The organism is Oerskovia sp. USHLN155, from assembly GCF_037145535.1.
Taxonomy (GTDB): domain Bacteria; phylum Actinomycetota; class Actinomycetes; order Actinomycetales; family Cellulomonadaceae; genus Oerskovia; species Oerskovia rustica.
Genome location: NZ_JBBCXG010000010.1, coordinates 81247 through 103229 on the forward strand (window position 1 = coordinate 81247; position 21983 = coordinate 103229).

17 protein-coding genes are annotated in these 21983 nt (G+C 70.7%); 6 read left to right on the top strand and 11 right to left on the bottom strand.

The window, feature by feature from the left end; translation table 11 throughout:
- Positions 1–173: 173 nt before the first annotated feature.
- From trxA to WFH32_RS15170, 6 genes are all read right to left on the bottom strand, one after another.
- A complete protein-coding gene (gene trxA / locus WFH32_RS15145) occupies positions 174–500 on the bottom strand; it encodes a thioredoxin (RefSeq protein ID WP_138827001.1) in 327 nt (108 codons plus the stop codon).
- The gene (trxB, locus tag WFH32_RS15150; RefSeq protein WP_336708157.1) at positions 497–1543 is read right to left on the bottom strand and encodes a thioredoxin-disulfide reductase; all 1047 of its coding nucleotides are present in this window, start codon (positions 1541–1543) and stop codon (positions 497–499) included. Before trxB ends, trxA begins: the two co-directional genes overlap by 4 nt.
- 142 nt (positions 1544–1685) lie before the next feature.
- Entirely contained in the window at positions 1686–3581 is a 1896-nt protein-coding gene (locus WFH32_RS15155; RefSeq protein ID WP_336708158.1) for a protein kinase family protein, read from the bottom strand.
- A gap of 59 nt (positions 3582–3640) precedes the next feature.
- Positions 3641–5323, bottom strand: a complete 1683-nt coding sequence (gene murJ, locus WFH32_RS15160) for a murein biosynthesis integral membrane protein MurJ (RefSeq protein ID WP_191794701.1) — start codon at positions 5321–5323, stop codon at positions 3641–3643.
- A gap of 158 nt (positions 5324–5481) precedes the next feature.
- Positions 5482–7815 carry a DUF6049 family protein gene (locus WFH32_RS15165; protein ID WP_336708159.1) on the bottom strand — a complete coding sequence of 778 codons (2334 nt, stop codon included), beginning with the start codon at positions 7813–7815 and terminating at the stop codon, positions 5482–5484.
- Positions 7812–8471, bottom strand: a complete 660-nt coding sequence (locus WFH32_RS15170; protein ID WP_138827005.1) for an NUDIX hydrolase — start codon at positions 8469–8471, stop codon at positions 7812–7814. Before WFH32_RS15170 ends, WFH32_RS15165 begins: the two co-directional genes overlap by 4 nt.
- Positions 8472–8654: 183 nt before the next feature.
- Here WFH32_RS15170 and WFH32_RS15175 point away from each other — a divergent pair, with 183 nt between their 5' ends.
- Complete coding sequence (locus WFH32_RS15175) at positions 8655–10073, top strand: CCA tRNA nucleotidyltransferase (protein WP_442946346.1); 1419 nt, start codon at positions 8655–8657, stop codon at positions 10071–10073.
- A gap of 82 nt (positions 10074–10155) precedes the next feature.
- Here WFH32_RS15175 and WFH32_RS15180 read toward each other — a convergent pair whose 3' ends face one another.
- The 4 genes from WFH32_RS15180 to WFH32_RS15195 all read right to left on the bottom strand — a co-directional run bounded on the left by WFH32_RS15180 (position 10156) and on the right by WFH32_RS15195 (position 15258).
- Positions 10156–11691 carry an MDR family MFS transporter gene (locus WFH32_RS15180; protein ID WP_336708160.1) on the bottom strand — a complete coding sequence of 512 codons (1536 nt, stop codon included), beginning with the start codon at positions 11689–11691 and terminating at the stop codon, positions 10156–10158.
- 224 nt (positions 11692–11915) lie between these two features.
- Entirely contained in the window at positions 11916–13253 is a 1338-nt protein-coding gene (locus WFH32_RS15185) for an MFS transporter (protein WP_336708162.1), read from the bottom strand.
- 253 nt (positions 13254–13506) lie between these two features.
- A complete protein-coding gene (locus WFH32_RS15190) occupies positions 13507–14598 on the bottom strand; it encodes an inositol-3-phosphate synthase (RefSeq protein WP_191791221.1) in 1092 nt (363 codons plus the stop codon).
- Positions 14599–14649: 51 nt separating this feature from the next.
- Positions 14650–15258, bottom strand: coding sequence for a PadR family transcriptional regulator (locus tag WFH32_RS15195; protein WP_138827010.1), 609 nt, complete (start codon positions 15256–15258; stop codon positions 14650–14652).
- Between the two features lie 357 nt (positions 15259–15615).
- Between WFH32_RS15195 and WFH32_RS15200 the strand changes: the two genes are divergently transcribed.
- The 5 genes from WFH32_RS15200 (at position 15616) to rplI (ending at position 20031) form a co-directional block, all read left to right on the top strand.
- Positions 15616–18048 (top strand): transglycosylase domain-containing protein, encoded by a 2433-nt coding sequence (locus WFH32_RS15200; RefSeq protein ID WP_336708164.1) that lies wholly within the window; start codon positions 15616–15618, stop codon positions 18046–18048.
- A 206-nt stretch (positions 18049–18254) separates the two neighbouring features.
- On the top strand, positions 18255–18545 hold the full coding sequence (gene rpsF, locus WFH32_RS15205; protein WP_336708165.1) for a 30S ribosomal protein S6: 291 nt from the start codon (positions 18255–18257) through the stop codon (positions 18543–18545).
- A 148-nt stretch (positions 18546–18693) separates the two neighbouring features.
- Positions 18694–19230: a single-stranded DNA-binding protein gene (locus WFH32_RS15210; protein ID WP_191791218.1), complete on the top strand. Its 537-nt coding sequence runs from the start codon at positions 18694–18696 to the stop codon at positions 19228–19230.
- 97 nt (positions 19231–19327) lie between these two features.
- Positions 19328–19564, top strand: coding sequence for a 30S ribosomal protein S18 (gene rpsR / locus WFH32_RS15215; RefSeq protein WP_030152654.1), 237 nt, complete (start codon positions 19328–19330; stop codon positions 19562–19564).
- 17 nt (positions 19565–19581) lie between these two features.
- Positions 19582–20031, top strand: coding sequence for a 50S ribosomal protein L9 (gene rplI, locus WFH32_RS15220; protein WP_138827012.1), 450 nt, complete (start codon positions 19582–19584; stop codon positions 20029–20031).
- Positions 20032–20190: 159 nt separating this feature from the next.
- Here rplI and WFH32_RS15225 read toward each other — a convergent pair whose 3' ends face one another.
- Entirely contained in the window at positions 20191–21696 is a 1506-nt protein-coding gene (locus tag WFH32_RS15225; protein ID WP_336708170.1) for an MATE family efflux transporter, read from the bottom strand.
- Between the last annotated feature and the right edge of the window lie 287 nt (positions 21697–21983).

A 21983-nucleotide genomic window follows, 5' to 3' on the forward strand; every position in this document is an offset into this window, starting at 1 on the left:
CTCCCATGACGAATCAGGGGAAACCGTGAAGGGGCCGGTTCGCGGACCGAAGCAGGGGGCCTGCTCAACCCGGGGCGCGTCCTGGGCGGAGGGGCGGCCGCGGTACCGGGCCGGGACGCCGAAGGGGCGGTCGGTCCGGTGGACCCGACCGCCCCTTCAGGACGTCGTGCGCGTCAGGCGATCAGCGCGTCGATCTCCTCGGCGAGGATGCGCTTGGGCCGCCCCCCGACGATCGACTTCACGAGCTCTCCACCGGAGTAGAAGTTGAGCGTCGGGATCGAGATCACGCCGTACGCCGCGGTGATCGCGGGGTTCTCGTCAGAGTCGAGCTTGGCGATCTTGACCTTGCCGGCGTACTCCCCGGCGAGCTCCTCGAGGATCGGGGCGATCTGGAGGCACGGCCCGCACCAGGTGGCCCAGAAGTCCACGATGACGGGGATGTCCGACTCGAGGACCTCGGCCTTGAAGGTGTCGTCGGTGACCTTGACGGTGTTGCTCATCGGATCTCCTCCAGTGCACGGGGCAGCTCGTCGGGGGCGGGGGACTCGGGCGTGCCGGCGATCTCGGGAAGCCCTTCGGCGTCCTCGATCGCGTCGACGAGCTCAGTCAGGTAGCGCTGGGCGTCGAGCGCTGCGGAGCAGCCCGACCCGGCGGCGGTGATGGCCTGGCGGTAGGTGTGGTCCACGGCGTCGCCGCACGCGAAGACACCCTCGAGGTTGGTCGCGGTCGTGCGTCCGACGACCTTGATGTACCCCTCGTCGTCGAGGTCGATCTGACCCTTGACGAGCTCGGAGCGCGGGTCGTGCCCGATAGCGACGAACAGGCCGGTCGCGTCGATCGAACGCTCCTCGCCGGTGATCGTGTCGCGGAGCGTCAGGGACTCGACCTTGTTCTCGCCATGGATCCCGACGACCTCGCTGTTCCAGGCGAACTCGATCTTGGGGTCGGCCTTGGCGCGATCCGCCATGATCTTCGATGCGCGGAGCTCGCCACGGCGGTGGACCATGGTCACCTTGGACGCGAAGCGGGTCAGGAACGTCGCCTCCTCGACAGCCGAGTCCCCACCGCCGACGACCACGATGTGCTGGTCGCGGAAGAAGAAGCCGTCGCACGTCGCGCACCAGGAGACGCCGCGGCCGGAGAGACGCTTCTCGTCGTCGAGGCCCAGCTCGCGGTACGCGGAGCCGGTCGCCAGGATCACGGCGAGCGCCGTGTAGGTCTCGCCGTTGCCGGTGACCACGGTCTTGACCGGGCCGTCGAGCCTGAGCTCGATCGCGTCGTCCCACTCGACCTGGGCGCCGAAGCGCTCGGCCTGCTTCTGCAGGTTGTCCATGAGCTCGGGGCCCATGATGCCGTCGGGGAAGCCGGGGAAGTTCTCGACCTCGGTGGTGTTCATCAGCGCGCCACCCGCGGTGATCGAACCGGCCAGGACCAAGGGCTCGAGGCCCGCGCGCGCGGCGTACACAGCAGCCGTGTACCCGGCGGGGCCCGAACCCACGATGATGACGTTCCGCGGCGCGGTCGTGGGGGTCTGTTCCGTCACGTGTACTCCTCAGTGGTGGGTGGTGCACCGGGTCCAACGCCGAGTGGCGCCGTTCTGTTCCGAGGGCACCGTCGGCCGGTCGGCCTGTGGATGGTCAGCACGAGCGACGGGCTGCGCCCCCGGCCGGGGCGCAGCCACGGGATCAATAGACCGTGATCTCGTTGAGCTCGACGCGGAACTTGCCCTCGGGGTTCGTCGGGAGCTCCGTGATGAAGAGGACGAACGTGGTGCCCTCCGTCGCGGGGTCGAGCTCGAGCTCGACGTCCTCCGAGAAGGCCGCCGATGCGAGGACGTCGCCGCCGGTCGGTTCGGCGTCCGTGATGGCGCGGACCTCGACGCGGCCACCCGTGTTGTTCGTGTCGAGGACGATGCGCTGGACGGTCGCCTCGTCGTCGAGCGTGAAGGTGTAGCCCGTCCTCGACTTGTTGCCGCCGAAGGCAGCCGAGTTGTACGAGTACGTGTACCAGAACGTGGACGGATCGTCGTCGATGGCGAGGGGCACGGCCTCGGGCTTCTCGCCGACGTCGTTCGGGTCCGCGACGTCCGGATCCAGCAGGCCGCCTGCGGCGATGGGGAGGGGCTCGGTGTTCACCGGGACCTCGCCGCCGCCCGGCGTCTCGCTCGGTGTCTGGGCGCCGTTCGTACCCGATCCCCCCTGCCCGGCGCCCGGGGTCACGACGGCGCCGAACTGGCCCAGCCCGGACTTCACTCCCCAGATCACGGCGACGACGACCAGGAGGAGCACGATCGGCATGATGATCCAGGTGGTCTTGACGCTGGTCTTCTTCGCGCTCGTCGTCGTGAACGGACCCGTCTGTGCCTGCGGGGCAGGAACGTCGGCGGGAGCGTGCTCAGCCAACCCGACCGGGGCCGACGGCACGGGAGGGGGAGGCGGGGCGGTCGGGTAGGAACCCGTCGCGGACCCCGCCGGAGCTGGCTGGTAGGCGGCGGGCGTGTCGGCGTAGGTGGGAGCGGGGTAGCTGGCACCGTCGGGGAGGGAGGACGAGCCGGTGAGAGGGACCCGGTGGATGCGCCCGGTGGCGGGCCGGTGGAACGGGACCGCGGGCGGAGGAGTTCCCGGAGGGGTCGAGAGCGGTACGTCGAACGCGCTCCGGATCGACTGTCGGCTGACGCGCGTCGCGGCGGGGGGCGCGGCCGGCTGGACGAACGTCGGGAGTGCGGCGACCACGGACAGCGAGCCCCACGGCTCGAGCGCGCTCACCAGGTCGGCTGGGGACGAGGGCGGGGCGGAGAGGCTGTCGAACTCCTGCGTGTCGTCGTTCGTCGTCGCACGGTCCGCGCCGGCCCGAGCACGGGCGGACTCGGCGTCGGCGAAGACCTTGGCGCACAGCTCCGACAGGTCGGACGGCGCTCCGGGCACGAGCGTCGAGAGCGGGAGCACTCCTGTCGCGTCGCGCTGCGCAGGCAGGGGGTGGACGGAGTCGGGACTGATCCACGGGACGTCGAGGCTGGTCCCCGCCCAGCGCGCCGTCATCGCGTAGTAGAGCAGTGCCACCAGTCCCAGGGTGTCGGTGCGTGACGTCTCGTCGGCGTCGTGCTGGTCCTGACCGCTGATGCCCGCGTCGAGCCCGAGACCCGTCACCACGACCCGGTCGCCGTCGACCCGCAGGGCCTCGGGACGCAGTGCCAGGTGGTGGACGCCGCGTCGACGGGCGACCTCGAGCGCGGCCGCGGCCTCGCCGACGATCGCGCGCGCCTGCTGGGCGTCGACGATCCCGCCCGCCACGACCTCGGACAGCGTGATCCCGGCGAAGGGCTCCGTGATGACGTAGGCGACGCCGTCGTCGGTCCCGACGTCGAGGACCCGGGTCAGTCGGGGGTCGGTGACGAGCGCGGCGCGCCGCGCCGAGTCGATCGCCTCCGCGACGTGCTCCCCGGCGAGCAACGAGACCCGCACGGGACGGTTCAGGACCGAGTCGTGCGCGGACCAGGCGGTGACGTCGACCAGGTCGCTCGCCAGCCGTTCGGCCAGCAGGTAGCGCCCCACCAGTGTCGTGCCGGGTCCTGCTGCGGTCACCTGCCCACCTCGAACTTCCTTGCCGCTGACATCTTCCCCCCACATGGTACGGGCGTCCTCTATCTCGTGGCCGGGCGTCGCCGGCCGAGCTTGCGGAGCAACGGGTCGGCGAGCTGGTCGAGCTCGCGGACCCTCATGACCTTGAGACCGCCGATGTACACGACGGTCATGACGATCCCGACGACCGTAGTGACCACGGCGGCACGCAGCCACGAGAGTCCGTACAGGTCGCCGAAGAGCTGGAGGACCCCCCAGCCGGCCGCGGCGCTGATCCCCGCGGCGAGCACGGTCTTGACGTGCATCCGCACGATGCGGAACGCGTCGAGCCCGTGCAGCTTGCGCCGTAGGCCTGCTGTCCGCAGCAGGACCGCGACGACGTTCGACAGCGACATCGCCGCGCCGACCCCGACGACCCACCACACGGGGTCGAGCGTACGGGTCGCGAGCCATGCGATCCCCACGAGGGCGAGCGTCGCGGGGACCTGGATCCAGAAGACCGTCTTCCCGTCCTCGTACGCGTAGTAGACCCACTTCATGAGGACCATGCCGCCGAGCGGGACGAGTCCGAACGCCATGGCGACGAGGATCTGACTGACCGCCACCGCGCTCGCCGCGGTCACGTTGATGAGCAGGAGCTTGGTGATCGGCAGCGCGAGGATCGCGAACACGGCCGTGGCGAACACCGTGAAGACGCCCACGGTCCGCACGCCGCGCGAGAGGTCGTGCCGGACCCGCGCGAAGTCCCCGGCGCCGGCGGCGGCACTCATCCCGGTGAACAGGGCCGTGGCGATCGACACCGTGACGAGCGAGTGCGGGAGCAGGTAGATCATGAGCGCCTGCGTGTACGCAGCGTTGCCGGCGACCGCGAAGGCCTCGGGGGCGCCCGTGACGACGCCGGTCACGACCCCGTTCGCGATGGGGTCGCCCGCGTAGGCACCGAAGGCCTGCTGGAGTGCGGCAGCGGGCGCGCTCGAGGCGAACTGGGTCGTGAACAGGACGCCGACCTGCTCGAGGATGACGGCGCCGAACGTCCAGATCGCGACCTGTCCGGCGGAGCGCAGCCCGATCCCGCGCATCCCGAGGCGGAAGTGCCAGCGGAACCCCGCGCGCCACAGGGGCAGGATCAGGACGAGCGCCTGGGCGGCGACGCCGAGGGTCGCCGTCCCGGCGAGGACGGCGATCTTGGTACCGTCCCACGTCCCGAGGTCGTCGGCCGCGCCGGTCGCGTACGGCCCGTAGATCGCGATGAAGGCGCCGAACCCGACGATCGAGACGATGTTGTTGACGACCGGTGCCCACATGAACGGGCCGAACTGCCCGCGCGCGTTGAGGACCTGACCGAGCAGCGTGTACAGACCGTAGAAGAAGAGCTGCGGTGTGCACCAGAACGCGAACGCGACCGCGAGCGAGAACTGCGCCGACCCCCACCCGTCGGTGTAGAGCGTGACGATCACCGCGGCGCCCGCCGTGAGGATCAGGCTCAGCCCGAGGAGCAGGACCCCGGAGAGGGTCAGCAGCTTGTCGAGGCGCTCCTGGGGATTCTTGGAGCGGTATGCGCGGACGATCTGCGGGACGAGGACCGCGTTGAGCACACCCCCCGCGAGGATCGCGAACAGGACGTTCGGGATCTTGTTGGCGACGTCGAACGCGTCCGCGGCCAGGCCCGTGGTCCCGATCGCGGTGACGAGCAGGACGTTGCGGACGAGCCCCAGGATGCGGGAGACCGCGGTTCCGGAGGCCATGAGCGCCGAGCTCCGGCCGAGGCTGCTCTTCGCGGGGGCAGCGGCAGGCGCGGACTCCTCGGGAGCGTCGGCGGTCTCACGACCGGTGTCGCCGAGCGCCGGCGTGGTTGCTGGGCTGGTACGGCGGGTCCGTGGAGCGCCGGCGGGTCGGGCGTGCTTCACCCGTCGTGACCTGTCGAGCGGCCCGACGGCGTCGCGCCGCCCTGAGCTCCCGGGACGCCTGTCGCGGGGGTCAGCTCGGCGACGCGGCGCGGTGACCGGCCGCGTCGGATCGTGCGCCAGATGCCACCGATCATGAGGAGCGCGACGACTCCGGCGAAGATCGCGGTCCCGGTGTTCTCCCACTCGGCCCGTACCTGCACGACGAACTCCGACGGTGGTGAGACGACGGTGCCGGCGGGGACGCTGAGGAGCTCGACCGAGACGCTCACGTCGCCGCTGCCGATGGCCCGGACGGGAACCTTGAAGTCGACCTCGGCCCCGGCAGGAACCGGGCCGGCGGGGAACGAGACGACCTTGAGGAGGCCGTTGTCGGGCCGCAGGGCCACCTGGACGGTGACGGGCTGGTCGAGCGCGTTGCGCACCCTGACGGGGAGATTGCCCGACGTGTTGATCAGCATGACGTCGAGCCCGCGGGGGACGACGGACACCGACGACCGGACCATGGCTGCGCCCTCGACCGCGGTGTCCACCGCCTCGGTCCGTTCGTCGGGAAGGGAACGGTAGGCGATCGCGGAGGGGACCACGAGGGCGGGCTCCGCGCCCTGGACGACCGGTGCGGGATCGGAGGCGATCGTCGCGAAGTCGGCGACCTCGGTGCGGGCGCGCTCGAGCGCGTTCATCTCCGCGGCCGGCAGGGTTCCTTCGGTGACCTCGGCCCCGGGCAGCGAGGTCCTCGCGACGTCCGGCACCGGCGACGAGAGGAGGTCGTCGATGGAGGAGACGTCCACCCAGCTCGCCCCGTGGAAGGCTCCGAGGACCGCCGAGAGCGCGGCGGCGTCCGGGTCCCACGAGCGGGGGAGCGCGACGACGAGATGGCGGGTCTCGGTGGGTCGCTCGGAGGCGACGACCGCGAGGTCGGCCAGGAGTCGCTGCGTCGCGTCGGCCGCGGACAGGTCGTCGGCGTCCCGCTCGAAGCTGGTGGCTTCCGTGAAGACCTTGGTGAGCTGGTGGTCGGCGACCAGGGCGGTCGCAGGGCCCGCGTCCGTCGCGACGGTAGCGAGGCCGGTCGGGGTGTGGTTCACCGAGCTCTCCGGGGCGAGCCCGTCGCCCCGGACGACCACCAGTGGTGAACCTGACTGGACGCTCGTGCGGACGGTTCGCTGGTCGAGCACGTCGTCGGTCGGATAGGTGAGGTCGGTCCGCCAGGCCGGGTCGAGGGTGGCGCCGCCCGGGAGGGGGGTCGTCGTCGCCGGGAGGGTGGCGCCCACCTGGGCGTAGGCGGCGGGGTCCGGGTCGTAGGGGCGCAGGCCGAAGACGGTCCGTGCGGCGGTCCCCTCGCGCACGAGCGTCGCCCACGCATGGGAGGCGGGGGCCGCGGACGTCTCGGCGGCCGCGAGGACCGCGGGGTCGATCGCCCACGCGATCTCCGGGACGTCCGCGGTCGCGGACACGAGTCGACCCAGGCGCCGGTCGGCATCGACCGCTTCGTCCACGGCGTGGACCTCGACGCTCGTCGTGCCCGGAGTCCCGGCGTCGCCGGTGGTCGCAGAGAGTCCTAGGGCGGGACCGGTCACGGGCGCGATCAGGCTGACCTTGACCGGGAGGGGCGCCGGCGACTCTCCCCACAGGAAGAACGTGCGCAGGACGTCGAGGCGTTCGCCGCCGTCCTCGACGGTGACGGAGAGGGGACGTGGGCCCCACGCCGAGCCGGGTGCGAGGTTGAGGTCGTCGGCCGCGACCGAGAACGTGACGGTGGTGTCCTGGCCGGGGGCGAGAGGATCCAGGTTCTCCACGGTCATGCGCCCGGCGACCTGCTGCGACGTGGGGGCCTCGGCCCATGCGTCGAGCGCCGACCGGGTACCGACGACACGCCAGTTGACGCCGAGCGTGGCCCGCGGGCTCTCGAGCGTGTCCTGGGTGCCGTTGTGGATCCGTGCGACGACCGTGAGCGTGTCACCGGGCCCGACCGTGGCCGGTGACATCGAGACGAGCGTCGTCGAGACCGCACCCGCCTCGGCGGACGAGGCCGTCGGGTCCGTGTCCGCGGCGACGCGTGCCGTCCCGGGGGGCGCGGTCCGGACATCGCCCGCTACCGACAGTGCGGTGGGCGAGGGGGGTGTCGCGGCCGCGGCGGACGGCAGGACGGCGAACCCGAGGACGAACAGGGAGGTGAGAAGAGCGCGCGTGCGCGAGCGAGACGCTCGTCGGGTGGCGGGCGTCGACGACCGAGGGGTGCCGTGCGCCGGGGCGCCCTGGGACGAGAGCGGGTCGCGCGCGGCTGGACGGCGCGTCGAGGCGCGGCGCGCGCCACCGGGGAAGTGAAAGCTCATGGGTGGTCGGTCGGGTTCCGTGGGTCGTCGGGTGCCGGCCGGCTGGTACGGACGACGGTGCGAGTCACGGTACCCCGGAAGTGGGCGTTCGTGCGTCGCCCCCGGAGGACGTCGTGGGCGACCGCGGCGAGCCGTCGCTCGTTGGGGTAGGACAGGCGATCAGGCAGCTCGTCGAACGGGATCCAGGCGACGTCCTCGGCCTCGCCGTCGGGGTCGCCCTCGACGGTCAGCCGCCCACCGGTCGCCCGGAGCAGGAAGTGGTGGACCACCTTGTGCACACGGCGGTCCTCGCCGGTGAACCAGTAGTCGATGATCCCGAGCGGCGTCTGCACGGATCCCGTGATCCCCGTCTCCTCGGCGATCTCCCGGACGGCGGCCTCCTCCGGGGTCTCCTCACCTTCGAGGTGCCCCTTCGGCAGGCACCACTCGAGCCGACCGCCGCGGTTGCGGCGGGCGATGACCGCCGCGCGGAACAGGCCCTCGAACGTGTCGACGACCAGCCCACCTGCGGAGATCTCCTCGACGACGGGCAGCGGTGGGGGCGGCCCCGGCGACGGGACGGGGTCCCGGTGGGTCTCCGGGTCTCTCCGCAGCGCGTGACCACCGGGCGGTGCAGGTACACCGCGATGGTCCGGAGAGTGCGCTGGGGTGGACATGACCCAACATTACCGAGTGTGGAGTCCGCGCCTGATCTGGCACGCTTGGATGTCGTGCCGACTCCTTCCCAGAACTCTCCCGTCCCCGACCCCGTCGCGCTGCCCGCCGAGGGGTCTCGCGGGGTGCCGACGACGCCCGAACAGCTCGAGCTCCTCCGGCGTGCGCTGGCGGTGCTGACCGAGATGGCGCCCGCCGCGATCGAGCTGGGCGAACTGTTCCGTGCGGCCGGCCACGAGCTGGCACTCGTCGGCGGTCCGGTCCGGGACGCGTTCCTGGGGAGAGCGAGCAACGACCTCGACTTCGCCACGTCGGCGGACCCGGACCAGACCCAGGCGCTGCTCGCGGCCTGGGGCGACGCGCACTGGGACATCGGCAAGGAGTTCGGCACGATCGGGGCCAAGCGCTTCGCACCGAAGGGGAGCCCGCGGGGCGTGGGGGAGCTGGTCGTCGAGGTCACGACGTACCGCACGGACGAGTACGACGCCGCGTCGCGCAAGCCGCTCGTCGCGTTCGGCGACACCCTGGTCGGAGACCTGTCGCGGCGTGACTTCACGGTCAACGCCATGGCGGTCCGGGTCCCGGAGATGCTGTTCGTCGACCCGCACGACGGGCTCGGCGACCTCGCGATCGGTGTCCTGCGCACCCCGATCGCCCCGGAGCGCTCGTTCGACGACGACCCGCTGCGCATGATGCGGGCGGCGCGCTTCGCGGCCCAGCTCGGGTTCGAGGTCGAGCCCGCGACGCACGCGGCGATCGTCGACATGGCGTCGCGCATCGAGATCGTCTCGGCCGAGCGCGTCCGGGACGAGCTGACCAAGCTGCTGCTGTCCGACGACCCCCGCAAGGGGCTCGAGGTCCTCGTCGAGACGGGTCTGGCCGACCACGTCCTGCCCGAGCTCCCGGCGCTGCGCCTCGAGATCGACGAGCACCACCGGCACAAGGACGTCTACCAGCACTCGCTCACGGTGCTGGAGCAGGCGATCGCCCAGGAGACCGGGCCCGACGGCGCGGTGCCGGGCCCGGACCTCGTCCTGCGCCTCGCATCGCTCCTGCACGACATCGGCAAGCCGGCCACGCGCCGGTTCGAGTCGGGCGGCGGAGTGAGCTTCCACCACCACGAGGTCGTGGGCGCCAAGCTCGCGGCGAAGCGCCTCAAGGAGCTGCGCTACGACAAGGACACCGTGAAGCAGGTGGCCCGGCTCGTCGAGCTGCACCTGCGCTTCCACGGCTACGGCGAGGGGGAGTGGACCGACTCCGCGGTGCGCCGCTACGTGACCGACGCGGGTCCGCTCCTGGAGCGCCTCCACCGCCTGACGCGCGCGGACTCGACCACACGCAACAAGCGCAAGGCGCAGCGTCTCTCCGACGCGTACACGGACCTCGAGCAGCGCATCGAACGGCTCCGTGGCGAGGAGGAGCTGGCCTCGATCCGCCCCGACCTCGACGGGCAGCAGATCATGGAGGCCCTGGGCATCTCGCCGGGTCCCGAGGTGGGGCAGGCCTACAAGTTCCTGCTGGAGCTGCGCCTGGACCGCGGACCGCTCGGCGAGGACCTCGCTCGTGAGGAGCTGCTGACCTGGTGGGCCGGGCGCGAGGCGTGACCCGCGGGTCCTGCCGCGCGAAGGGGGGGCCCCGGCGGGGCCCGCCCTTCGCGCACGGTCCCCCGCGGGACCGGTCGAACCGTCAGCGGCGCTCGGTCGCCTCGCCCGCCGTCTCGAGGACGGGGGCGTCCTGCGCGAGGGGCGTGACGTCGTCGGACAGGACGGCCGGGGCCTCCACGACCGCCGGCTTGCGCAGCAGGAACGACAGCGCGACCGCGACGAGCATGACCACGGCGCCCCAGACGAACGCCGAGGACACACCGTCGGCGAGGGCGACCTGCGGGCTCGCGCCCTCGGCGGCCCGGGCGATCTCGTGCGAGGTCATGACGGCGATGAACAGCGCCGTCCCGGCCGCGCCCGCGAGCTGCTGCACCGTGCCGATCATGGCGCTCCCGTGCGAGTACAGCGACGGCTTGAGCGCCGAGAGCGCACCCGTGAACAGCGGCGTGAACACGAAGGCCAGGCCCAGGCTCAGCACGACGTGCGCACCCAGGACGAACCACGGCGACGTCGTGGCGCCGACCGTGGTCAGCGCTGCGAGCGAGACGGCGACCGCGCTGAGCCCCGGCAGGACCAGGGGGCGCGGGCCGAGGCGGTCGTACAGGCGTCCGACGGTCGGGCCCAGCAGACCCATGATCAGGCCGCCCGGCAGCATCATCAGGCCCGTGTAGACCGGGTCGAGACCCAGCGAGCTCTGCAGGTACAGCGGCAGCAGGATGATCGAGCCGAACAGCGCGATCATCGCGACCGACATGATGCCGAGCGAGACCGTGAAGCCGCGCGAGGAGAACACGCGCAGGTCGAGCAGTGCCGCGTCGCGGCGCTGCAGGACGAGCTGGCGCGCGACGAACAGCACGAGGAACACGGGCCCGACGACGAGCGGGATCCACACGGGCACGGCCGGCGTGGCGCGTGCGGCCTCACCCAGGTTGGACAGGCCGAAGACCAGCCCACCGAACGCGAGGGCGGCGAGGAACAGCGACAACGGGTCGAGGCGCGTGTGTGTACGGTCGGCCGAGTCCTTGACGTACTTCGCGCCGAACACGAGGGCGACGAGGGCGATCGGCAGCACGAGGCCGAAGATCCAGCGCCAGGACAGGGTCTCGAGGACCAGGCCTGACAGCGTGGGTCCGAGGGCCGGGGCCGCGGCCATGACGATCGCGACGTTCCCCATGATCCGGCCACGGGCCGACGGCGGGACGAGCGTCATGATGGTCGTCATGAGCAGCGGCATCATGATCGCCGTGCCCGACGCCTGCACGACGCGGGCGCCGAGGAGCCAGCCGAAGCCCGGCGCGAACGCCGCGAGGGCCGTGCCCGCGCTGAACAGAGACATCGCGAGCAGGAACGCCCCGCGCGTACCCAGACGCTGGAGCAGGAAGCCCGTCGCCGGGATGACGACCGCCATCGTGAGCATGAAGGCGGTGGTCAGCCACTGGCCGGTCGACGCCGTGATCCCCATCTCCTCCATGAGGTGAGGGAGGGCGACGCCCATGGTCGTCTCGTTGAGGATCACGACCGACGCCGAGACGAGGAGGAGTGCGATCACGAGGAAGTTCTCCCGCGACAGCTTCTCCGAGACGGGTAAGGACGGGGCGGTGCTCTGCGGTACCTGCATGGGCTCTCCTGTGGGGTCGGTGCGCACTCACGCGACGGGGGACGGCGCGCAGCGAGAGGGGGAGCGTCGGTCGGGATGTCGTACGCCCTACGAGAACTACGCTCAGTCATCCTCGGATATTCCCCCCGGTCCTGACGACTCCTTTTCCGGGCAGGAGTCATCGGTGGCACGGCGGCGGCCCGCCGCGCCGCAGGGCCGTGCGGAGAACGAGCGGGTGGGCTACCTCACCCCGCCGCGGGGTGCTCGTCGGGAGCCGCCTCGGGAAGGGGAGCGGCGCCGTCGGGCCCTGCGGCGTGCCGTGCGCCGAACCGGCCGAAGACCAGTGCGGCGGCCGCGTACGCGACCGCGAGGACCACGAAGACCGGACGCGAGTACCCCGTGTCCGGCAGGGTGAACGCCGCGAGGGCGGCCGCTCCCACGAACGCCGCGTTGTACAGGACGTCGTAGAAAGCGAAGGCGCGTCCCCGGAAGGCGTCCGCGGTGTCGCGCTGCACGATCGTGTCCACCGCGATCTTCGTCGCCTGCGCGGCCAGGCCCAGCAGCAGGGCGCCCGCGTACACGACCGTGCGCGACGGCGTCGTGACGAGCAGGAGCTGGCTCGCCGACGCCAGACCCAGCATGAACGCGATCCACAGGTGCGGCCCCGTGTACCGCGAGAGCGTCGGGGTCAGCACGACGGCGAACGCGCCACCGACCCCCGTGAGGCCCACGACCGTCGCGAACGTCGCCAGGCCCGCAGTGGTGTTGCCCGGGTCCGAGAGCAGGTTGCGCGAGATGAGGATCGACGCGATGAACGTGACCCCGTACAGGAACCGGTGCGTCGCCATGACCATGAGGGCCTGGCCCGGTGTGCGGCGCGCGACGAGATAGCGGGCGCCGTCCGCGAGGCCGCGCGCGACCTTCGCGATCTCCGTCGTGATCGCCGCCTCCGCGGGCCGGTCCGGCCCCAGCAGCCCGCGCGACATGCGCAGCGCCAGCAACGACGCGGCACCGAACACGAGGGCCGCGCACACCAGCGCGACCGAGTCCTTCTCCCGCCCCGGCTCGAACGTCAGGCTGAGCAGGAAACCGATGCCACCGCCCACGAAGGCCGCCGCGGCGCCCAGCGTGGGGGTCAGCGAGTTCGCCGTGAGCAGCAGCGGACCGTCGACCACGCGCGGCAGGCCCGCCGACAGGCCCGCGAGCAGGAAGCGGTTGACCGAGAGCGTGGCCAGCGCCAGCACGTAGATCCACGGCGTCACGCCCGTGGTCAGCATGAGGACCGCGGTCGCGGCCGTCAGGACCACGCGCACCGCGTTCCCCCACACCAGGACCTGGCGCCGGCTCCACCGGTCGAGGAAGACCCCCGCGAACGGACCCACGATCGTGAACGGGGCCAGCATCACCGCGAACGCCGCGGCGATCGACGCCGCCGTGCCCTGGGACTCCGGGGAGAAGAAGAGGAGCGACGCCAGCCCGACCTGGAACATCCCGTCGCCCGCCTGGCTGACGAGCCGGACGGCGAAGAGCTTCCTGAAGTCGCGCAGCCGAAGCAGGACGCCGAGTTCCGAGATCACACCCACCGGTTCAGGGTATGCGGTGGTGGGAGCGATCCCCGCCCCCGGACGGCCCGACGGCGGCGCGCCCCTCCGGATCCGGGGGTGCACCGGGGTGCGGGGGTGGGGTGGGCAGGGGGCCGGCCCCGGCAGGCGAGACGGGTGGCCGGGTATGCGAAGAGGGCCCGGAACCCTCAGGTTCCGGACCCTTCTCGCGAGCGTCGGATCAGCGCAGGCATCTACGCTCGCGCTGGTCCTGCACTCGCAGGCTCGCTACGGATCAGCGCTCGTTCTCACCGGAGATGAAGGCCTCCAGAGCCGCACGGCCCTTCGTGTCCTCCATCTGGACCGGCGGGGACTTCATGAAGTACGTCGAGGCCGAGAGGATCGGGCCACCGACGCCGCGGTCCTTGGCGATCTTCGCGGCGCGCACGGCGTCGATGATGATGCCGGCCGAGTTGGGGGAGTCCCAGACCTCGAGCTTGTACTCCAGGTTCAGGGGCACCTCGCCGAACGCGCGACCCTCGAGGCGGACGTAGGCCCACTTGCGGTCGTCGAGCCACGCGACGTAGTCCGACGGGCCGATGTGGACGTTGCGGTCCTCGGTCTTGCCACCGAGGGGACCCTCGAGGTTCGACGTCACGGCCTGCGTCTTCGAGATCTTCTTGGACTCGAGGCGCGTGCGCTCGAGCATGTTCTTGAAGTCCATGTTGCCGCCGACGTTCAGCTGGTACGTGCGGTCCAGCACGACGCCGCGGTCCTCGAAGAGCTTCGCGAGCACGCGGTGCGTGATGGTCGCGCCGACCTGCGACTTGATGTCGTCGCCGACGATCGGGACACCGGCGGCCTCGAACTTCGCGGCCCACTCGGGGTCGGAGGCGATGAAGACCGGCAGGGCGTTGACGAACGCGACGCCCGCGTCGATCGCGCACTGCGCGTAGTACTTCGCGGCGATCTCCGAACCGACGGGCAGGTAGCAGACGAGCACGTCGGCGCCCGACTCCTTGAGTGCGGCGACGATGTCGACCGGCTCGGCGTCCGACTCCTCGATGGTCTCGCGGTAGTACTTGCCGAGGCCGTCGTTCGTCACACCGCGCTGGACGGTGACGCCCAGGGGCGGCACGTCGGCGATCTTGATCGTGTTGTTCTCCGAGGCGTTGATGGCCTCCGAGAGGTCGAAGCCGACCTTCTTGGCGTCGACGTCGAAAGCGGCGACGAACTCCAGGTCGGACACGTGGTAGTCACCGAACTGCACGTGCATCAGTCCGGGCACGGTGCTGCTCGGGTCAGCATCGCGGTAGTAGTGCACGCCCTGGACCAGGGAAGATGCGCAGTTTCCGACGCCAACGATGGCGACGCGGATGGAGGACATCCTCGCTCCTTGCTGTCAGTGCCGGGGCGCTGCGCGCCGACGGCTTGATAGTTAGTGGTTGTCTTGCCCGTGACGGTTCTCGGGGCCGCTCGACGGCCGGGTGCGACGACGGTCGCGCTCGGTCGTGATCAGTCCGTCGAGCCAGCGAACCTCACGTTCGACCTGTTCCAGGCCGTGACGCTGCAGCTCAAGGGTGTATTCGTCCAGGCGCTCGCGAGTGCGGGCGGCGGACTCCTTGACCGACTCCAGCCTCTCGGTGAGCCGGCTGCGCCGGCCCTCGAGGATGCGGAGACGGGTCTCGGCGTCGGTCTGCGCGAAGAACGCGAACCGGACGTCGAAGCTCTCGTCCTCCCAGGCCGACGGTCCCGAGGTCGCGAGGACCGTCTGAAGACGCTCCTTGCCCTCGGCCGTGAGCTGGTACACGATCCGGGCACGCTTGCCGGACAGTGCGTGGGGAGGGGTGGTAGGGGACTCGGTGCCGACGATGTGGCCGTGCGCGACCATCGCCTTGAGCGCCGGGTAGAGGGAACCGTAGGAAAAGGCACGGAACGAGCCGAGCATCAGGTTGAGCCGCTTCCGCAGCTCGTACCCGTGCAGCGGGGACTCGTTCAGGAGGCCGAGGATGGCGGTCTCCAGCACGTCCGAACGACTGCGTGCCATGACACCTCCTCTTCCGCCGGGACCGTGGCCGCGCGGAGGGCGGTTCGGGCTTGCTCACCTACTCGATGTATCGAGTCGATACATCGACAGGCTAGGTGCAATCGAACCGCTGCGCAATGCGCCGGTGCATAGAACGCTGTGCGGCCCGTGCGACCGACCAGATGTGAAGGACTGGCGGAACTGCCGCGGGGCTGTGGCGAAACAATGCTCCTCCCCCTGTGCAGGTCCTTGTCCTCACGGGCTGACGGCCTATTGTTCAGGGTGGTCCGATGCATGTCCCGCGTCCCCGTCGCCCTCCCCCCTGGGCGCAGCGCGGTCCGGTCCGGACCTGAAGTGACCCCCAGAGGAAGGTGAACCGTGGCGAGCTCCGCGAGGCAGACGAAGGGCACGGCGCGCACCGGAGGCACGGCGCGCACGGGCACCACGGCGCGCAAGCGCCGCTTCTTCAACTACCCCCGGTCCCACGTCAAGGGATTCCGCCGCTGGCTCCCGTCGTGGCGCGTCCTGCTCGGGACGTTCCTGGCCGGCGTCGCGCTGGTCGCCGGAGTGTTCATCGCGGCCTACGCCACCACCACGGTCCCCGCAGAGGCTGCCTACGCCAAGCAGCAGAAGACGACGGTCTACTACTCCGACGGCGTGACGGAGATCGGGAACTTCCTCACCGAGAACCGTGTGATCGTCCCGTTCGAGACGCTCCCGAAGTACGTCGGCAACTCCGTCGTCGCGTCGGAGGACGCCACCTTCTGGGAGAACTCCGGGATCGACATCAAGGGCATGGGGCGCGCCCTCCTGAACAACCTCTCGGGCGGCGCCCGACAGGGTGCCTCGACCATCACCCAGCAGTACGCCGAGCGCTACTACTCCGACGAGACGATCTCCAGCTACGCGGGCAAGTTCCGCGAGGCCATGCTCGCCCTGCGCCTGACGCAGCAGCAGCCGAAGGAGCAGATCCTCGGGAACTACCTCAACACCATCTACTTCGGTCGTGGCGCGCACGGGATCGAGGCCGCGGCGCAGACGTACTTCGGCATCCCGGCGTCGGAGCTCACCATCTCCCAGGCGGCGATGATCACGGCGATCATCCCGAACCCGACGAACTACGACCCCGCCGTCAGCCCTGAGATCGCGCAGCAGAAGTGGGAGCGCGTGATCAACCGCATGGCCGATCAGGGGTACATCACCGCTGCCGAGAAGGCGGAGGCGGCCTTCCCCGAGGTCAAGGACAAGGTCCAGGCCAACTCCAAGGGCGGCCAGGCGGGCTACCTGCTGGAGCTGGTGAAGAACGAGTGGGCCGCTGCCGGGAAAGACGAGGGTGACCTCGAGGTCAAGGGCTACAAGATCACCACGACGATCGACAAGGACATGCAGGCCATGGCGGTCCAGACCGCCGAGACCACCATCCCCCGCGAGGGGGACCACCCGGCGTCGCCGAACCTCAAGCCGTCGATCGTCTCGATCGACCCGGCCGACGGTGCGGTCAAGGCCGTGTACGGCGGGCCTGACTTCGTCACGAAGCAGTACAACTCGGCCACGCGAGGAGTGGCACAGGCCGGCTCGACCTTCAAGCCGTTCACCCTCGTCGCCGCTCTGGAGAAGGGCATCGACCTGTCTGCCCGGTACGACGGCGAGAACGGGATCCAGGTTCCCGGCTTCTACGACGGGGACCGAAAGGTCGTCAACTTCGGGAACTACGGGTACGGCCAGATCGACCTGGTGAAGGCGACCGCGAACTCGGTCAACACCGTGTATGCGGCGCTCAACATGGAGGTCGGTCCCGAGGCGACCAAGGAGGTCGCGATCCGCGCCGGCATCCCCGAGAACACCCAGGACCTCGCGGCGGTCCCGTCCAACGTGCTGGGCTCTGCTTCGGTGCGAGCACTCGACATCACGCACGCATACGCGACGTTCGCCGCCCAGGGTTACGAGTCGACGCCGCACGTGGTGCAGTCGGTCAAGATGCTGAGCAACGACGCGGAGATCTGGGAGCCCGCGGGCCGGAACGGGAAGGTCTTCGAGCCCGACGTCATGGCCGCCGCGACCTACGCGATGACCCAGGTCGTCGAGCAGAAGGGCGGTTCGGGCCAGTTTGCCAAGGCCGTGGGACGCCCGGTCGCCGGCAAGACGGGCACCTCGAACGACAACAAGTCCGCCTGGTTCGCCGGCTACGTGCCGCAGCTCGCGACCGTCGTGGGTCTCTACCAGACGAACGACGAGACGCACGCCCAGGAGTCGATCACCCCGTTCGGCAAGTGGGCCACGGGGCGCAACCCGGCCATCACAGGTGGCACGTGGCCCGTCGAGGCCTGGACCTCGTACATGGAGGGCGTGCTCGCGCTCCCGCAGTACGCGGAGGTCCAGGAGTTCCCCAAGTACACGCCCAAGAAGCCGATCCCGACCGAGACCCCCAGCGAGGAGCCCACCGAGATCCCGCCGGTCGACGAGCCCGTCGAGCCCGACCCCGTGGTCCCCGAGCTGGCGACGGTCCCGACCGACCTCGTGGGCAGGTCGAAGGACGACGTCGCGCAGATCCTGGCGGGCCTCGGGCTCGAGGTGAGCTTCACGGAGGACTGGTCCGACCAGCCGCCGGGCGTGGTGATCCGCGCCCCCGGTGGCAAGCAGGTCGAACCCGGCTCCCGCGTCTCGATCGTCCTGTCGAAGGGCCCCAAGCCCAGTGCGCCCAACCCGACGCCGACACCGACGCCCACGCCCAACCCGTCGGTCCCGCCGGTCCCGCCGGAGGGCGGGGACGCGTCGGCCGGCCAGGGCAACGGCGGAGGCAGGGGCAACTAGCCCGGGCTCCGGCGGCGGCACGCACGTGGCGCCGCCGGAGCCGTCTCGTCCCCCAGATTTCCCGACCCCGGCCCTGACCGGGTACCTTGGGATCTTGCTGTGTCTCGATCCGTGCTGCCATCAGTGCGGGGACGGCACAGCGACGCACAACCCTCCTGTCACGGAGAGACCGTGACCGCTGAGTCCGCAGGAGGTGGGTTAACCGCATGCGTCAGTACGAATTGATGATCATCCTCGACCCCGAGATCGAGGAGCGCACCGTTGCTCCGTCGCTCGACAAGTACCTGACGGTCATCAAGACCGACGGTGGCACTGTCGACAAGGTGGACATCTGGGGCCGTCGCCGCCTGTCCTTCGAGATCAACAAGAAGTCCGAGGGCATCTACGCCGTCGTCGACTTCACCTCGACGCCGGACACGGCCAAGGAGCTGGACCGTCAGCTCGGCCTCAACGAGGTCGTCCTGCGCACGAAGGTCCTGCGCACCGACGCTCGCTGATCGCCTCGCACGTCTGACTTCCCTCGCGCCGTCCCGGTGCTCTGCGCGTCCTCATGGGCGCCGTCAGTGGCACGTGGTGGGATGTCCGCGGACGGGGGTCATCCCCTTCGAAGTTTCTTCGATACGCAACGAACAATGAGGAGCTGGCATGGCTGGTGAAACCGTCATCACGGTGGTCGGAAACCTGACCGGGGACCCGGAGCTTCGCTTCACCCCCGCAGGGGCTGCCGTCGCCAACTTCACCGTGGCGTCCACGCCGCGCACCTTCGACCGCCAGAGCAACGAGTGGAAGGACGGCGACACGCTGTTCATGCGCTGCTCGATCTGGCGCGAGGCCGCGGAGAACGTCGCCGAGTCCTTGACCAAGGGCATGCGCGTGGTTGTTCAGGGCCGTCTGGTCCAGCGTTCGTACGAGACCCGCGAGGGGGAGAAGCGCACGGTCGTCGAGCTGCAGGTGGAGGAGATCGGTCCTTCCCTGAAGTACGCCTCCGCGAAGGTCACCCGGGCCCAGCGCTCGGGTGGCGGCAACTTCGGCGGTGGCGGCGGTTTCGGCGGCGGCGGCGCTTCGAGCGGCGGTGGTTTCAGCGCTTCCGGCGGTGGCCAGCAGAACAACGACGACCCGTGGGCCACGGCTGGCCCCGCGTCGTCGGGTGGGTCCTCGTTCTCGGACGAGCCCCCCTTCTAGTCACCGCTCACCCCAGACAAACCCTTCCCGGCAGGGCAGGTGCCCGACGACGGCACCCACCCCGGCCGGGGATAGCACCTTGTGAAGGAGCAACACCATGGCGAAGCCAGTGGTGCGCAAGCCCAAGAAGAAGTCCAACCCCCTGAAGTCGGCGAAGATCGAGTCGGTCGACTACAAGGACACGACCCTGCTGCGGAAGTTCATCTCCGACCGCGGGAAGATCCGTGCCCGTCGCGTGACCGGCGTCTCCGTCCAGGAGCAGCGTCAGATCGCACGTGCCGTCAAGAACGCTCGCGAGATGGCGCTCCTGCCGTACTCGTCGTCCGCACGCTGATCGAGAGGGGATAGAACATGGCAAAGCTCATTCTGACCCACGAGGTCACCGGCCTGGGCGAGCCCGGCGACGTGGTCGAGGTCAAGGACGGGTACGCCCGTAACTTCCTCGTGCCCCGTGGCCTGGCGACCGGATGGTCCAAGGGTGCCGAGTCGCAGATCTCTGCGATCCGCAAGGCTCGGAAGGCTCGCGAGATCGCGACGCTCGACGAGGCCAAGGCGACGCGCGACTCGCTGCAGTCGAAGCCTGTCGTCGTGCAGGCCAAGGCGGGCCAGGGCGGCCGTCTGTTCGGTGCCGTCACCACCGGTGACATCGCCGAGGCCGTGAAGGCTGCCGGCGGCCCGTCCGTCGACAAGCGCAAGATCGAGATCGGCCAGCCGATCAAGTCGACCGGTTCGTACACGGTCACCATCCGCCTGCACGCCGAGGTCTCGGCGAACATCGCGGTCAACGTGGTGGCTGCCTGATCGACTGATCGCCCCTGTCCCGTGAGGGATGGATGGATCGGAGATCTCACCCGACGGCCCGGTCCCCTCTGCGGAGGGGGCCGGGCCGTCGGCGTTCCGCTGGACCGCTCTGTCAGAACGAGCGTGGCCTCTGGGCCTCGCTCGTTCTGACAGGTCCGTTCACGCCCCGGTGACCATCCACCGGTCGCTGCGCGCACGCAGCCCCGTGGTCAGGGCGCGCGCCGCCATGAAGACCCCCGCGAAGGCCGCCCACAACCACGCGAGGCCCGCGGCGCCGTCGGGCGCGAGAGCCCGGACCGCCAGCGCGAACGGCACGTACACGACGAACGTGACCATGCCCGCCCACGCGAGGTAGCGGCCGTCCCCGGCGCCGATGAGCACGCCGTCCAGGACGAACACCCACCCCGCCATGGGCAGCAGCAGGCCGCACACGGCCATGCCGAGGGCGACGGCCGTGCGGACGTCGGGGTCGGACGTGAAGAACAGCGCGAACCACCAGCCGCCCACGGCCATCACGAGGCCCAGCGATGCGCCCGCGCCGACGCCCCACTGGAGCGTGCGGCGCAGGACCGAACGGACGTGCGACCGGTCACCCGCGCCCAGGCCGTGGCCCACGAGGGCCTGCGCGGCGATCGCGAGGGCGTCGAGCGCGAACGCCGCGAGCCCCCACACCGACGCGACCACCTGGTAGCCCGCGAGGGTGACCTCGCCGAGCCCGGTCGCGACGAAGACCGTCAGGAGGATCGCGAGGCGCAGCGAGAGCGTGCGGACGAACAGCGGCGCGCCCGCACGCGCGTTGGACCAGATGCCGCCCGCGGCGGGGCGCAGCGACGCGCCCTCGCGTCGGGCACCACGCACGACGACGACGCCGAGCACCGCGCCCATGGTGAGCTGCGCGACGGCCGTCCCGATGCCCGAGCCCGCGATCCCCAGTCCCACGCCGTACACGAGGACGACGTTGAGGACCGCGTTGAACGTCGCGCCGCCCGCGGCGACGTAGAGGGGCGTGCGGGTGTCCTGCAGGCCGCGCAGCACGCCCGTGGACGCCAGGACGACGAGCATGCCCGGAAGGCCCAGGCCCGACCACCGCAGGTACACCAGCGCGTGCTCGGCGACCTCGCCCGTGCCGCCCATCGCGCCGATCGCCCAGCCACCCCCTATCCACAGGGTCGCCGCGAGCACCAGGCCCAGGCCCAGCGCGAGCCACATGCCGTCGATCCCCGACTGGAGGGCTTCGCGACGATGGCCCGCGCCGATGCGCCGGGCCACGGCCGCGGTGGTCGCGTACGCCAGGAAGACGCACAGCCCCACGAGGGTCAGCAGGACCGTGGAGGCCAGGGAGAGCCCGGCCAGCTCGGCGGTCCCCAGGTGCCCGACGACGGCGCTGTCCACGAGCACGAAGATCGGCTCCGCGACGAGCGCCCCCAGGGCAGGGACCGCGAGGGCCAGGATCTGCTTGTCGATGAGACGACGGCTCGGGGGAGCGTCGCCTGTGGACGACGGCGGCCGGTGCGGTCCCTCCTCGGGGGCCGGGGAGCGGCCCTCGGGTGAACGGGGTGAACGATCGGCGTCGGTGGGCTGACCGGGAGCAGGCTGGCGTGCGTTCGGCGTGTCGCCGGAATTTCTTTCGTCCACACCCCTGAGCCTAGTGAACAGGCTGCTCATGGACGTGTACAGGGGACAACTCGTCAGTTGTCCACATGGTTGTCCACATGCCTGTGAACAGGCTGGCGGGGTCTGTCCACAGGCTGTCCACACCTCTGTGAACAGGGTCGTTTGCGGGGGATGGAAGCGCGATCTACTGTCGCTGAGTCGTGCATGCTCGGGCCTACGGACGGTCGACGGTGCAGCACCACACGACACCCCTCGACGACGCGGGCTCAGGACGTGTCGGTGGGCCGGAGTAGAACAGATGTGCGACGCAGGACGATACCCGGCCATGCCGGGGGAGT